This is a genomic window from Frigoribacterium sp. SL97 (assembly GCF_026625765.1).
GTDB lineage: Bacteria > Actinomycetota > Actinomycetes > Actinomycetales > Microbacteriaceae > Frigoribacterium.
In genome coordinates this window covers 3,308,170-3,321,275 of sequence record NZ_CP113062.1, presented here as the reverse complement: position 1 = coordinate 3,321,275, position 13,106 = coordinate 3,308,170, and the positions used below count along the sequence as shown (strand labels likewise).

Sequence of the window (13,106 nt, the reverse complement as noted above, 5' to 3'; positions counted from 1 at the left end):
GTGCAACGTATCTGCACGAACGTGCAAGGAGGTCCCGTTGGTCGCTGGCGACACGTCCGAACGCACGCAGGAGGCCCTGCGCGCCGCGCACCTCTACTACATGCAGGACCTCACGATGGAGGCGATCGCGCACGAACTGCAGACGTCCCGCTCGTCGGTGTCGCGCCTCCTGAAGGCGGCACGCGAGACGGGCCTCGTCGACATCCAGATCAAGTCCCCGCTCGACCAGCCGACGGCCGTGGGCGACGGGCTGCACCGGCGGTTCGGCGTGGTCGCGCACGTGGTCCCGGTGCCCGACCAGACCAGCGACGTCGACCGGCTCGACCGGGTCGCGCTGTCGGCTGCACGAACGCTCACCCAGTACGTCGACTCGAACATGGTCGTCGGCGTCGCCTGGGGCTCCACCGTCAGTGCGGTCAGCCGGTACCTGGTGCCCAAGACCACGCACAACACCGTCTTCGTCCAGCTCAACGGTGCGGCGAACACCCGCACCACCGGCATCGAGTACGCCAGCGAGATCCTGCGTCGGTTCGGCCACGCGTACGGCGCCCTGATCCAGCAGTTCCCCGTGCCCGCGTTCTTCGACGACCCCGCCACCAAGAGCGCCCTGTGGCGGGAGCGCAGCACCCGACGCGTCCTCTCGCTGCAGGGCGCCATGGACCTCGTCGTCTTCGGCGTCGGCTCGCGCGAGGCACACGTGCCGAGCCACGTCTACTCGGGTGGTTACCTTGAGCAGAGCGACCACGACAGCCTGGCCCACGACCACGTGGTGGGCGACGTCGCGACCGTGTTCTTCCGCGAGGACGGCTCGTCGGCCGACATCGAGCTCAACCGGCGCGCCACCGGGCCCGACCTGGCGACCATCCGACGCACGCCGCGTCGCGTCTGCGTCGTCGCGGGGGAGGCCAAGGTGGTCAGCGTCCGCGGTGCGCTCGCCGCGGGCCTGGTCACCGACCTCATCCTCGACGAGGGGACCGCCAGGGCGCTCCTGGCCAGCTGAGCGGGAGGGGCCGCGGTCCGGAGGCGCGGGTGGGGTACACCGAGCCAGCCACGACCCAGCCCGCCCGCGTAGACGGGAGGCGTCGTACACCGGGCCCCGACCGGCCCCGAGAGGAGCATCACCATGGCAAGCACCGAACTCACCGGACGCCGCGTTCTCGCGATCGTCACCAACTACGGCGTCGAGCAGGACGAGCTCGTCGTCCCCGTCGCGAAGCTGCGCGAGCAGGGCGCCACCGTCGTCGTCGCCGGCGTCTCCACCGAGCCGATCCAGACGCTCGTCGGCGACAAGGACCCGGGGCAGACCGTCCGCCCCGACACGACCATCGCCGAGGTCGACGCCGCCGACCACGACCTCCTGCTCGTTCCCGGCGGCACCATCAACGCGGACACCCTCCGCACCGAGAGCGACGCCGTCGACCTGGTGAAGGCCTTCGCCACGGCGGGCAAGCCGATCGCGGCGATCTGCCACGGCCCGTGGGCGCTCATCGAGGCCGGCCTCGTGACGGGCAAGGAGCTCACCTCCTATGCGTCGCTGCAGACCGACGTCCGCAACGCTGGCGGCAGCTGGGTCGACCGTTCGGTGGTGACCGACGTCGAGCAGGGCTTCACGCTCGTCACGTCGCGTGACCCCGGCGACCTCGACGACTTCGTCCGCGAGACCTCGTCGGCGCTGGCCGCCACGGCCTGATCCGTCGTCTCCGTCGCGGCGGGGTCCGTCGTCCCACCCCGGGGCGACGGACCCCTCCGTGGGTCTTTAATGGGACGTCGGGCCATCGTCGGTCCGTCACCCGGCGCTCCGGCGCCCACCGGTCGAGAGAGAGGCGCGATGAAGTTCGGCAAGACGCGCGGGGCCCCCTCCGAGCCGGCGACGCCCGATCCCGCCGCCCTCGAGCGCGCCGTCGCAGAAGGGGTGCTCATCTCGCGGGCGGCCGCCGTCGTCTCGGTGGCCAACTCGATCGTCATCCGTGCCCTCCGCGACGACGAGCACTTCGACCACGAGCGCACCCGCGAGGCCGTGCGCACCATCCTCGGTCGCCTCGCGGCGGAACAACGCGAGCAGAACGAACGGATCGGCGGCGAACGGGCGAAGGCCCTCAAGGCCAAGGGCCGGTCGCGACACCAGCACGACTACCGGCGCGGGGACGACGACACCCTCTGGTTCCGGGAGAAGACCTACACGGCCGTGGCCCACCGGCTGGACGAGCTGCAGTCCGACGACGACTTCGTGGGCGACATCGTCGCGGCGGCGGTCGACCGGGCCTGGGGCGACGTCGGGGCCGCGATCGTGACGAAGGTGTCGGCCGTCGAGGCGGTCGACCCGGCGTATCCCGTCGAACGCGACCAGCGCCTCCGTGATCTCGTCGACGTGGACCTCGCGCGGTTGCTCGCCCAGCCGCCGCCGGGGTCGGACGGTCCCCGCGCGGTCTGACGGACGCGCCGTCCGGCGGCCCCCGACCTGGGGCTGTCCCGCCCGGTACCCGGGCGAGAGCATGGAGGGACACCGCTCGGCCCTCACCACGCGGAGCCCTCGTCGATCAGGCCACCGCTGTGGGAGGAACCCGGCATGAACCGTTTCGTCAGCCCGCTCGTGCGCGGGATGATCCGCCAGCGCAACCGCTGGTTCGACCGACGCCTGGGGTTGCCCAGGCCCGAGAGCGTCGCCCGGACGCACGCTCCCGGCGTCAGCCCCGATCGCGTGCTGCTGTTCGGCAGCGGGCCCGCCGTCGGGTGGGGCGTCCGCAGCCACGACCTGGGGCTCGCGGGTCACCTCGCGCGGGCCGTCTCGCAGGCCACGGGTCGCGGGGTCGACGTCGACGTCGTGGCCGACCCCTCGATGGGGACGGTGTCCGCCCGCCGGGTGCTCGGACACCGTGACCTCACGCGCTACGACGCCGTGGTCGTGGTGACGGGCATCAACGACGCCCTCGCCATGACCGACGTCACGAAGTGGCGGCGCGCGTTCGTCGACCTGCTCGTGCACATCGAGACCGAGACCGGGGGCGCGAGCAGTCCCGTGCTCGTCACGGGCGTCCAGTCGCCCAGCGAGGTGACGGTGTTCCGCATCGCCGGCGGGGGCCTCGTCGACCGACACGCGGCCGAGCTGAACGAGACCATCCGGGACGTCTGCTCGACCCACCCCCGGGTGCACGTGCTCATGCCTCCGTCGCCGCTCTCGGGCCACGACGACCGGGACAAGCTCATCGCCAAGTACGCCCGCTGGGGCGAGGCGCAGGCCGAGATGCTCGCGCCCATGCTCGACGCGCAGATGTCCGCCGGCGGCGGCGTGGCCCGGGCGCGCCGGCACGCCCCTCAGGCCGAGGTCGACCGCGTGGAGGCGATCAGGGCCCTGGGCCTCCTCGACACCGACCCCGAAGAACGCTTCGACGACATCGTCGAACGGGCGCGGACCCTGCTCGGCGCGAGCGGGGCCGCGTTCTCCCTCGTCACCGCCGACCGACACTGGAACAAGGCCCTCGCCGGGGGCGGCGACCGCGAGCTGCCCATGGCGCTCTCGTTCTGCGCCCACACGGTCGCCGGCGGCCAGCCGTTCATCGTCGAGGACGCCTGGGCCGACGAACGGTTCGGCGTCGAGGCGCCGGCGCGGTTCTACGCCGGCTACCCGGTCGAGAGCCCCGAGGGCGTCCGCATCGGAGCGCTCTGCGTCGCCGACCCCGAGCCCCGCACGGTCGAGAGCGTCGACCTCGTCATGCTGCGCGAGCTCGCCCTCAGCGTGCAGCGCGAGCTCGCGAGGCAGGCCGTCGCGCGGGCCTGAGAGCAGATGTACAGAAAGATGTACACGATGAGGGGCTCCGCGCTAGCATCGTCTCCATGGAGACCTCCATCCGAAGCGCCGACGTCCTCGCCGTGGCTGATGCCCGCAGCGGCTTCAGCCGCCTCATGAGGGACTTCCGGCTCGACCCCGACCGTCCGGCCGTTGCCGTGGGGCCGCACCGCCGCCCCGAGGTCGTCATCGTGCCGTGGAGCCGTTTCGTCGAGATGTCCGAGCGTCCTCCGTCTGGTCGAGAGGGCGTTTCGCTGCTGGACGAGGATCACCTCGCGTGCCGGTCTCGTCCGGCGCCTCGCGGGCCTGAGCCACATCGACGCCGTCAGCGTCTTCGGGTCGGTCGCTCGCGGGACCGAGACCGACGACAGTGACATCGACCTCCTGGTCGATCCGGGGGCCGAGGCGACCTACTTCGACTTCGCGCAGTTCGAGATCGACATGGAAGCCGTGTTCCAGCGTCCGGTCGACGTCGTGTCCCGGCGGGGGCTCGACCCCGAGGCCGACCGCGAGATCCTGACACAAGCGGTGCCCGTGTGAACCCCTCTCCGGACCGCGCCGAACGTTGGCTGGTCGACCTCGACGCGACCCTGGCGGCCTCGGCCGAGCTCGTGTCCCGTGGTCGCGAGGCGTTCGACGGCGACCCTGCGCTTCCGTTGGCGTTCGAGGCGCTGGCCAACCGGGCCGGTGACCTGAGCAAGCGCTTGGTCGCGTACGACGGCACGAGGTTCCACGAGGTCGAGTTCTCACTCGCCGCCAAGAATCGCGACTTCGTCGTCCATCACTACGATCGCCTCGACCGTGAGACCCTCTGGCAGACCGTGACCCGGAGCTTTCCCCTCCTGCACTCCCTCGTGCAGCGTCACCGACGCGACGGATGAGCGCCGAACCCCTGGTCACGCCCGACGGCCGGTACCTCGTGGTCCGCGGCCGGCTGTGGCGCCGGACCGATCCTCGCCTCGACGAGGCGACCCGCGCCTCCTTGGTCCACGACCTGATGGAGGCGCGACGCGCGAAGAAGACGGCGCTGGCCGCCGACGACGCTGCCGCCGTCGAGGACGCGCGGGCCCGGGTCGACGCCGCGAAGACGTTGCTTGGTGAACGCGGCCCGGTGTGGTGCGACGACGACGCCCCCGACGAGACCCGCCGCATGGCACGGAACACGCGGTACGCGGATTGGTTCGCCACGGTCGGGCCCGACGCCGCCACGAACTGACCATCTCGCCATGAGGCGCACTCCGCCACGAAGTGGACACCGCACCAGGCGAAAACGCGGTGCCGTGTCCACTTCGTGGTGCGGTGTGATGCGGTGGCGAGCGGGCGGCCCGCCTCAGGCGCTGCTAGCGGCCCTGGCGCTTCTTGAACGGCTTGGGCTGGCCCTTGACGGCGGGCGTACGGCCCTTGCCCTTCGACGCCTTGGCCTTGCCGCCGGCCGGCGGGGGTGGCGGCGGGGTCGGGGTGGAAGGACTCGCCAGTTCGTCCTCGGCGACGACCACCGCCGCCTTGCCGGCCTTGGTCAACCGGTAGGGCGTGACGTCGCGGTCGAACAGCTTCGCACCGAACTCGAGCTCGAGGGCCTCGATCGACGACTCGAGCTTCTGCCGCGAGATGCCGAGCTTGTCGGCCGCCACCGGGAAGTGCAGCACGTCGGCCGCGACCAGGAAGTGTCTCAGGTGGCTGGTCTTCACGCCGTGGCGACCGAACCGGCGGAGGAGCCGCCGACCGAGTCCGCGCGGATGCCCAGGCCGTCGAGGGCCTTCTGGAAGATCGTCAGACCGCTCATGCCCGGGAGGTTCGAGATGTTCTGATCGAGCTTGACGGCGGCCTTGCGGCCCTCTTCGCCGCTCATCAGCTGGCCGAAGACGAACTTGACGTCGTCGACCTCCATGATGGACGAGCCGACCGGGGCCCAGACCTTCGACAGCAGGAAGCGCGTCAGCTTCTGCGCCTTCTTGCTCGCGAGCAGACGCTCACGGGCCTGCGAGACGTAGAACGCGACGTGGCGGGCCTCTTGCTTGGCGATGCGCTTCAGCAACTCGGCGAGGACCGGGTCCTGTTCGAGCTCGGCCATGCGCTTGTACGCCGACACGGCCGAGTACTCGTTGGCCGCGCCCCACGACATGTGGACGGCGACGAAGTCCGAGCCCACGATCTTGCCGAGCAGGCCCTGCTTGACCGGGTCGAGGCGCTCACGCCAGCCGAGCTTGAGCCGGTTCGCGCGGAGCTGGTCGTAGTCGACCGTGATGCCGTGGACCTCGAGGATCGCGGCGAGGGCCTCGCCGTGCCAGAACTCCTCGCGGTTCCACATCGTCATGAACGTGGTCATCTCGTTCTCTTTGTGAGAAGGAGTCGTGAGGAGGTCACGGGTGTAGCAGACCGTGTGGTACTCGACGTCGGCCATGTAGCGCAGCGTCCGCAGCGAGTCGGCCGAGAGCGGGTTCTTCCGGAAGTGGTCGAGGTCGAGGTCGTCCCAGCTCAGGCGTTCGGAGGTCGCGGCGAACTTGTCGATGTCGAAGGCCATGTGATGTCAGGAGGCGCGGGCTCAGGCCCTGCCTCCGTCTCCTTTCGCTGTGGTGCTGCTGGTGCCGCTCGTGGTGCTGGTGCCGCTTCTGCCGTGGGGGCCGCTGCGAGTCCAATCGCGGATGCTCCATCTTCTTCGGAGCGCCTCGCGTGCCAGATTGCTGTCGGGGTTGACCGCGTTCGGGTGGCCGACCATCTCGAGCCAGGCGAGGTCGGCGAACGAGTCACCATAACCGTACGACCCCGAGAGATCGATGTCGTTCGCCTGGGCGTACTGGCGCAGCCAGGCGGCACGGGCCTCGTCGACCAGCGGAGGCTGTGCGAGGTAACCCGTGTAGACGCCGCTGCGCTGGTGCATCGTGCTGGCGACGACGTCGTCGAAGAGGTGTGCCAGGGGAGTCGTCAGGGTGTCGATCGAGCCCGTGACCAGTACCGTGCGGTGCCCGGCGGCACGGTGCTCGGCCAGTCGGGCGAGCGCGTCGGGGAGGGTGTGGCGCAGGACCGTGTCGGCGTAGCCGCGTGACCGGACCACTCCCGAGAGCCGCGCGACGGGCATGCCCTCGTACCGTCGGGAGAACGTGCGGATGAACTCGCCGCGGTCGCGACCCTCGGCCCGGAGGTAGCGCGGCAGCGAGGTGAGCAGGCTGGCGACCTCGCCGGGCCAGGCGGCCTTGCGGAACCCGGCCGAGCGCACCCAGAGGTACTGCTCGACGATGTTGCTGTCGAGCACCGTGCCCTCGAGGTCGAACACGGCCACGACGTCGTCGCGCGGCGGCAGGGCCCGCGTGTCGGCGACGGCGGCCGACGCGGCGGGTCGCACCGAGAACGCCCGGGTCATCGAGGTGATGGACGGGAAGTGCACTTCTTGGAAGTAGGCCTCCCAGTCGACGTCGGTCACGTCGAAGCCGATGTCCGCGGGCGAGCCCGCGGGGAGTCCGGCGTGCAGGGCCCGGGTGCGTCGGTCGTCGAAGATGATCTCGGACTGCACGTAGTGGCGGTAGAGGTCGGTGAGGCTCTGCAGCGACTCGAGGTCGGCCCGCCGCGTCTGGACCCCGGCCAGCGCCGTCCGGGTGCGCAGCGTGCTCGGCAGTCGCGTGAGCACGGCCTCGCGGACGTCGTTGACACGGTTCGCGGTGCGGATGGCGCCCTCGACCTTGCGCACGCCTGGGAAGTTCCAGTGCGGCGCCTCGATCGACGAGTGCTCGTCGCGGGGCAGCGGGTTGGCCGTGAAGAACGCCTTGAGGTTCTCGAACATGCGCAGGATCGAGAACGGGTTGCTGCCGCCCGAGCTGGCGTGGAAGTACTGGGGGCTGCCGGCCTCGACCGGGTTCGCCGCGACGGTGAGGATGACGTTGACGACGTAGTCGACCGGGATCACGTCGAGCACGCTGTCGGGCACGCCGGGGAACTCGGGCAGCAGCCCGCGGGCGTACGACATGATCAGCGGGTCGGCGACCTTGAAGCCGTCGATCCAGCCGGGGTAGGGGTGCCGGTGGGCGCTCTCGACGATCGCCGGTCGGACGACCGACAGGCGGTGCCCGGCCTCGGCCCAGAGCTCTTCGGCGGCGCGCTCGGCGAAGGCCTTGGTCAGCGTGTAGACGTCGGTCCAGCCGAGCGTCTCGGCCCGGGTGCGTCCGTAGTCGACGAGACGGGCCTTGACCCAGGCGACGCGGGCGTCTTCTGCGGCCGTGGCGACCGCCTGCGGACCGGTCTTGCCGTGCGCCGCACGACCCTGGGCGAGGAAGGTGCGAAGCGTCTCGGGCTGGCGGGAGGCGGCCTCGACCCGGGCGCGGGCGTCGGCGGCGGCGGCGCGCTCGACACGCCAGTCGACGGTGTGGCCGAGCGACGCCTCGGGGAACACGCCCTTGCGGATGCCGCCGACGTAGGCGGTCGACACGTGCACGACGTGCGGGTCGGTGCCCGTCTTCCGCAGGGCCTCGTAGAGCCCGACCGCCCCGCCGACGTTGGTCTCGAAGGCCTGGTCGATCGGCGGGTCGAACGACACCGTGGACGCGCTGTGGATGACGACGTCGAGGTCGTCGGGCAGGTCGGGCAGGTCGCCCAGACCGCTCTCGATCACCCGGAGCCGCTCGGCGAGGGCCTTCTCGACGCCCTCGGCCCCGACGGCCTCGCGCCACGAGGCGAAGACCGGCTTCTTCAGCAGGTGCCGCAGACGCCCCTCGGCCGAGGTGCCGGCCTTCGGTCGGATGAGGAGCGTGACCGTCGTGCCGGGGTGCGACGAGAGCAGACGCTCGAGGATCGCCTGGCCGACGAAGCCGGTGCCGCCGGTGAGCAGGACGTGCGAGCCGCCGAGGTCGACTCGGGTGGCGCCCGGGGTCTGGTCGGGCAGCGCGAGGCCGGGGGTGGAGCTCATGCGGTCAGCTTTCTGGTCACGGCCGCCCCGACGGAGGCGTCCAGGCCCGGCAGGTCGGCGACCTGCGCGCCCACGCGGTCGGCGCGCAGGTGGCCCTCGGCCCCGCCGAAGACGGTGGCGTCGAAGAAGGTGCGCTCGGAGTCGGCGCGCTCGACGGCGCCGATCGGCCAGACGGCCGTCAGCAAGGAGGCGCGGGTCATCTTCACCGACCGGCGCGAGTCGCGCAGGCGCCAGTCGGCCTCGCTCGCGAAGAACTGCTCGTGACGACCCTTCACGACCCTCACACGGTCGATCACGGTGGTCAGCGTGGGGTGTGCCGCGAGCTCGTCGAGGCGGTCGTATGCCTCTCGGAGCACCCATTCGTCGACGGCCCCCGTCGTCGTGTGCACGGCGACGATGGGGGACCCGACGGTGATGGCCTGGAGGGCCCGGGTGATCGGGCCACGGCGCTCGACGGCCTCGGAGGCGGCGTGACGCTTGGGCCCCTCGGTCACGTCGCGGTTGCGGGGCTCGCCGTGGGCCTCGAGGACGGCGTCGAGGGCGTCGGCCAGCCAGAACTTCTCGAACGCCCACGTCACGAGGAACGCGGTGACCCTCGTGTCCTTGTGGGTGGCCGTCACCAGGAGGTTGCGCAGGTTCTCCATCGTGGCGCTCTCGAGACGTCCGAGATGGCGGACGAGGCGCAGGGCGTCGGGGCCCAGGGGGCGGTCGGCGAAGCCGGACAGGTCGAGGTCGGGGCGCCAGTTGCCCTGGGCCGTCTTGGTGAACTCGCGGATGTCGAAGTCGGGGTCGGCGCGCGGGGCATCTCTGGTCGTCATGACAGGGGGTCCTCCGGGGCAGAAGTGGACGAGGCGAGAAGGGCCTCGAACGTGTCTCGATGCGCGCAGTCTGCTCTCAGCACCGTATCGTAAGCGGCATGGCTGTAGCGCTCGTCACCGGGGGCACGTCCGGCATCGGAGCCGAATTCGCCCGCCAACTCTCCATGCGCGGCTGGGACATCGTCCTGGTCGCTCGTGACCTCACCCGACTCGACGAGACGGCGACCGCCCTGCGCGCGCTCGGCCGTGACGTCGAGGTGCTCGCGGCCGACCTCGGCGACCGTCGCGACGTCGACCGGGTGGCCGAACGGCTGGCCGACCCGACCCGCCCCGTCGACCTGCTGGTGAACAATGCCGGTTTCGGCATGCACACCCCGCTGACCTCCACCGACGTCGCCGCGCACGACCTCGCGTTCGAGGTCATGTGCCGGGCCGTGCTCGTGCTCTCGGGTGCGGCGGCGAGGTCCATGCGCGAGCGCGGCCGCGGTCGCATCGTCAACGTGTCGAGCACCGCGGGGCTGATGGCCATGGGCAGCTACTCGGCGATCAAGGCGTGGGTGACCTCGTACAGCGAGGGTCTCTCGGTCGAGCTCAAGGGCACCGGCGTGGGCGTCACGGCCCTCCTGCCGGGCTGGGTGCGGACGGAGTTCCATCAGCGTGCCGGCATAAAGTCGTCGTCCATACCCAACGCCCTGTGGCTCAGCACCGAACAACTCGTGGTCGCCTGTCTGCGCGACGTCGACAAAGGCAAGGTGATCTCCATGCCCACGCTTCGGTACAAGGTGCTGATGGGATTGGTCCGGCACGCCCCCAAGGGCGCCGTCCGGGCCGCGTCCGGCGCGATCTCGTCGAGCCGCCGCAAGCCGGTGGGGCAGTGAGCGTGAAGGACGACGGGGAACGACGCCGCGAACACGCCCGCCTCGACGCCGTGGCCCAGCGGGTCGACGACGTCAGGGCCGACGTCGCCCAGCGAGCCGGGGACGTCGCCCAGCGGGCCGGTGGCGTCGCCCAGCGTGCCGGTGACGTCGCGAGCGACGTCCGCGACCGCTTCAGCTCGCGGCGACACGCGATGGCCCGCTACGTCGCGCAGCGCATGGTGCTCAAGCCGACGATCTGGTCGATCACCGACGTGACGGTCATCGACCGCGACCGGGTCGAGGGCCTCACCGGGGGCTTCATCGTCGTCGCGAACCACTCGAGCCACCTGGACGCGCCGCTCATCCTCGGTGCCCTGCCGCGCAAGCTCGCGCGCTACCTGGCCACGGGCGCCGCGGCCGACTACTTCTTCGACGTGCCCTGGCGGCGTCAGCTGACCGAACTGTTCTTCAACGCGTTCCCGGTGCAGCGGGGCTCGGGGACCCCGGCCTCCGCGGTCGACGCGACCCGCGCCTCCTCGTCCGGTGCGTCGGCGGGGTCGACTCCGCAGAGCTCGGCCCGCCGACGCGCCGCGGCCAAGGCGGCCGCCCGGGGGCGTCAGGGGCAGCCCACGGTCAGTGCTCGATCGCTGCTGCAGCGCGGCTACCCCGTGCTGGTGTTCCCCGAGGGCACCCGCTCGAAGGACGGCACCGTCGCCGCCTTCAAGCCCGGCGCCGCCGCCCTCGCCTCGGCCTGCGGCGTGCCGGTCGTGCCGCTCGCCCTGATCGGGGCCAACATCGCCCAACCGCGCGGCCGCAGCTGGCCCCGGCCCGGCCGACTGCCCGTCGGAGTCGCGTTCGGCGACCCGATGCGGCCCCACGACGGCGAGTCCGTCACCGACTTCTCGACGCGCGTGCGCACCGAGATCCTGCGTCTGAAGGACGCCAACACCGCCCGCATCCTGGGCCCGTCAGACCCGCTCGAAGGAGAACGCCCGTGACCGACGTCCAACAGAAGAAGAGTCCTGCCGTCGACGGCGTCAAGCACATGAAGTGGTGGGGCTGGGGCGTCGAGGGCGTCGCCTTCCACCACGACGACAAGCCCGCCTTCGCCCCCTTCGTCAAGAAGATCGTGGGCGTCGAGTTGTCCCAGGGGCACGACACCGGCCTCTCGTTCGACGACCTCGACGTCCCCTCGTCCCGGGTCGGCACCGAGGTGCTCGACTCGCTCGTGCAGATCGTGGGCGACGGCCAGGTCGTCACCGACGACCACGACCGGGTCGTCCACACCTACGGCAAGAGCATCCGCGACCTGATCCGCATCCGCGCCGGACGTCTCGACCGGGTGCCCGACGTCGTCGTGTACCCGGCCGACGAGGACGAGATCCAGCGCATCGTCGACCTGGCCGTCGCGAGCGACCTCGTCCTCATCCCCTTCGGCGGCGGCAGCAACATCGTCGGCAGCCTCGAACCGCTGCCCGCGGAGGAGCGCACGATCGTCTCGCTCGACATGGGCCGGCTCGACAAGGTGCTCGACATCGACGAGGACGGCGGACTGGCGCGCATCCAGGCCGGCGGTCAGGGCCCCGACCTCGAGGAGCAGCTCAACGCCCGCGGTTGGACCCTCGGTCACTTCCCGGACAGCTTCACCCACTCGACCATGGGCGGCTGGGTCGCCACCCGCTCGTCGGGCATGCAGAGCGACAAGTACGGCGACATCGCCGACATCACCAAGGGGCTGCGGGTCGTGCGCCCCGGCGGCGTGCTGTCGATCCGCGCCGTGCCGAGCGCGTCGACGGGTCCGTCGCTGCGCGAGATGATCATCGGCAGCGAAGGACGTCTCGGCGTCATCACCGAGGTCACCGCCCAGGTGCACCGCCTGCCCGAGAAGCGCGAGATCCTCGCCTACCTGTTCCCGTCGTGGCACGACGGCCTCGCCGCCATGCAGGCCATCGCCGAGAGCGACGTGAGCCCGTCGGTCACCCGCGTCAGCGACGCACACGAGACCGCCTTCTCGTTCGCCACGTCGAAGCCGGGCAAGGGCATCTCGCAGAAGGTCACCGACCTGCTGCCGACCATCCTGAAGGCCAAGGGCTGGGACGTCGACGCGATGTGCCTGTCGTTCATCGGCTACGAGGGCAGCCCCGAGCACGTCGCCCACACCCAGAAGGCCGTCGCCAAGATCGTCAAGGCGAACAAGGGCATGAGCGTCGGCAAGGGGCCGGGCAAGCTCTACGACCAGAAGAAGTTCGACACGCCCTACCTGCGCGACTTCTTCATGGACCACGGAGGCGCGGCGGACGTCTCCGAGACCGCCGCCCCCTGGTCGAAGCTGCGCCTCGTGTCGTCGCGCGTCTACGCCGCGGCGAACCAGGCCTTCGACAGCATCGGCAAGCAGGGCTGGATCATGGGCCACCTGTCGCACTCGTACCACTCGGGCGCGTGCCTGTACTTCACCTTCGCCTTCGAGCACGGTGACGACGCCGAGGCCGAGTACGACGTGGTCAAGCACGCCATCCAGCAGGCGTTCATCGACACCGGGGCGACCGTCTCGCACCACCACGGCGTCGGGCTCGAGCACCAGCCGTGGCTCGCACAGGACGTCTCGCCCGAGGGCGTGGCCGTCATGCAGGGGCTGTTCGACTCGGCCGACCCGGGGCGCGTGTTCAACCCCGGGAAGGTGACGGGCGCGTAGTCCCGCGCTGCGCCTCCTGCGCTGTCGCCGCGCCGCCGCCGCCGCGCCGCTGCCGCACCCC

The 13,106-nt window shown here is 71.2% G+C and carries 14 protein-coding genes; 10 read left to right on the top strand and 4 right to left on the bottom strand.

The window, feature by feature from the left end:
- Positions 1 to 100 precede the first annotated feature (100 nt).
- The 7 genes from OVA02_RS16170 (at position 101) to OVA02_RS16140 (ending at position 5,000) form a co-directional block, all read left to right on the top strand.
- On the top strand, positions 101 to 1,000 hold the full coding sequence (locus OVA02_RS16170) for a sugar-binding transcriptional regulator (RefSeq protein WP_233568409.1): 900 nt from the start codon (positions 101 to 103) through the stop codon (positions 998 to 1,000).
- A 123-nt stretch (positions 1,001 to 1,123) separates the two neighbouring features.
- On the top strand, positions 1,124 to 1,690 hold the full coding sequence (locus OVA02_RS16165) for a type 1 glutamine amidotransferase domain-containing protein (RefSeq protein WP_123570651.1): 567 nt from the start codon (positions 1,124 to 1,126) through the stop codon (positions 1,688 to 1,690).
- 138 nt (positions 1,691 to 1,828) lie between these two features.
- Entirely contained in the window at positions 1,829 to 2,431 is a 603-nt protein-coding gene (locus OVA02_RS16160) for a hypothetical protein (protein ID WP_267658803.1), read from the top strand.
- 135 nt (positions 2,432 to 2,566) lie between these two features.
- A complete protein-coding gene (locus tag OVA02_RS16155; protein WP_159825943.1) occupies positions 2,567 to 3,775 on the top strand; it encodes a GAF domain-containing protein in 1,209 nt (402 codons plus the stop codon).
- Between the two features lie 162 nt (positions 3,776 to 3,937).
- Complete coding sequence (locus tag OVA02_RS16150; protein WP_267658802.1) at positions 3,938 to 4,324, top strand: nucleotidyltransferase family protein; 387 nt, start codon at positions 3,938 to 3,940, stop codon at positions 4,322 to 4,324.
- A complete protein-coding gene (locus tag OVA02_RS16145) occupies positions 4,321 to 4,665 on the top strand; it encodes a HepT-like ribonuclease domain-containing protein (protein ID WP_056046849.1) in 345 nt (114 codons plus the stop codon). The genes OVA02_RS16150 and OVA02_RS16145 overlap by 4 nt, the downstream gene beginning before the upstream one ends.
- Positions 4,662 to 5,000, top strand: a complete 339-nt coding sequence (locus OVA02_RS16140) for a biopolymer transporter Tol (protein ID WP_267658801.1) — start codon at positions 4,662 to 4,664, stop codon at positions 4,998 to 5,000. The genes OVA02_RS16145 and OVA02_RS16140 overlap by 4 nt, the downstream gene beginning before the upstream one ends.
- Positions 5,001 to 5,124: 124 nt before the next feature.
- Here the strand turns inward: OVA02_RS16140 and OVA02_RS16135 are convergent, their stop codons facing one another.
- From OVA02_RS16135 to OVA02_RS16120, 4 genes are read right to left on the bottom strand one after another with little or no spacing between them, the layout of a single operon-like run.
- Positions 5,125 to 5,472 (bottom strand): helix-turn-helix domain-containing protein, encoded by a 348-nt coding sequence (locus OVA02_RS16135; RefSeq protein WP_043595703.1) that lies wholly within the window; start codon positions 5,470 to 5,472, stop codon positions 5,125 to 5,127.
- Positions 5,469 to 6,305, bottom strand: coding sequence for a hypothetical protein (locus OVA02_RS16130; RefSeq protein WP_055970915.1), 837 nt, complete (start codon positions 6,303 to 6,305; stop codon positions 5,469 to 5,471). The genes OVA02_RS16135 and OVA02_RS16130 overlap by 4 nt, the downstream gene beginning before the upstream one ends.
- 21 nt (positions 6,306 to 6,326) lie before the next feature.
- Positions 6,327 to 8,678, bottom strand: coding sequence for an SDR family oxidoreductase (locus tag OVA02_RS16125; RefSeq protein ID WP_123570649.1), 2,352 nt, complete (start codon positions 8,676 to 8,678; stop codon positions 6,327 to 6,329).
- Positions 8,675 to 9,496, bottom strand: a complete 822-nt coding sequence (locus tag OVA02_RS16120; RefSeq protein ID WP_159825838.1) for a hypothetical protein — start codon at positions 9,494 to 9,496, stop codon at positions 8,675 to 8,677. Before OVA02_RS16120 ends, OVA02_RS16125 begins: the two co-directional genes overlap by 4 nt.
- 98 nt (positions 9,497 to 9,594) lie before the next feature.
- Here OVA02_RS16120 and OVA02_RS16115 point away from each other — a divergent pair, with 98 nt between their 5' ends.
- Genes OVA02_RS16115 through OVA02_RS16105 form a run of 3 tightly spaced genes read left to right on the top strand, consistent with a single transcriptional unit; the run spans position 9,595 to position 13,045 of the window.
- Positions 9,595 to 10,374 (top strand): SDR family NAD(P)-dependent oxidoreductase, encoded by a 780-nt coding sequence (locus OVA02_RS16115; RefSeq protein ID WP_056046842.1) that lies wholly within the window; start codon positions 9,595 to 9,597, stop codon positions 10,372 to 10,374.
- 2 nt (positions 10,375 to 10,376) lie between these two features.
- Complete coding sequence (locus OVA02_RS16110) at positions 10,377 to 11,351, top strand: lysophospholipid acyltransferase family protein (RefSeq protein WP_192124373.1); 975 nt, start codon at positions 10,377 to 10,379, stop codon at positions 11,349 to 11,351.
- A complete protein-coding gene (locus tag OVA02_RS16105) occupies positions 11,348 to 13,045 on the top strand; it encodes an FAD-binding oxidoreductase (protein ID WP_324289756.1) in 1,698 nt (565 codons plus the stop codon). The genes OVA02_RS16110 and OVA02_RS16105 overlap by 4 nt, the downstream gene beginning before the upstream one ends.
- The last annotated feature ends 61 nt before the right edge of the window (positions 13,046 to 13,106 follow it).

Coding starts and splice junctions, on each gene's coding strand:
- OVA02_RS16170 (WP_233568409.1), top strand. CDS start 101: ATGCAGGACCTCACGATGGAGGCGATCGCGCACGAACTGCAGACGTCC.
- OVA02_RS16160 (WP_267658803.1), top strand. CDS start 1,829: ATGAAGTTCGGCAAGACGCGCGGGGCCCCCTCCGAGCCGGCGACGCCC.
- OVA02_RS16165 (WP_123570651.1), top strand. CDS start 1,124: ATGGCAAGCACCGAACTCACCGGACGCCGCGTTCTCGCGATCGTCACC.
- OVA02_RS16125 (WP_123570649.1), bottom strand. CDS start 8,678: ATGAGCTCCACCCCCGGCCTCGCGCTGCCCGACCAGACCCCGGGCGCC.
- OVA02_RS16120 (WP_159825838.1), bottom strand. CDS start 9,496: ATGACGACCAGAGATGCCCCGCGCGCCGACCCCGACTTCGACATCCGC.
- OVA02_RS16140 (WP_267658801.1), top strand. CDS start 4,662: ATGAGCGCCGAACCCCTGGTCACGCCCGACGGCCGGTACCTCGTGGTC.
- OVA02_RS16115 (WP_056046842.1), top strand. CDS start 9,595: ATGGCTGTAGCGCTCGTCACCGGGGGCACGTCCGGCATCGGAGCCGAA.
- OVA02_RS16155 (WP_159825943.1), top strand. CDS start 2,567: ATGAACCGTTTCGTCAGCCCGCTCGTGCGCGGGATGATCCGCCAGCGC.
- OVA02_RS16130 (WP_055970915.1), bottom strand. CDS start 6,305: ATGGCCTTCGACATCGACAAGTTCGCCGCGACCTCCGAACGCCTGAGC.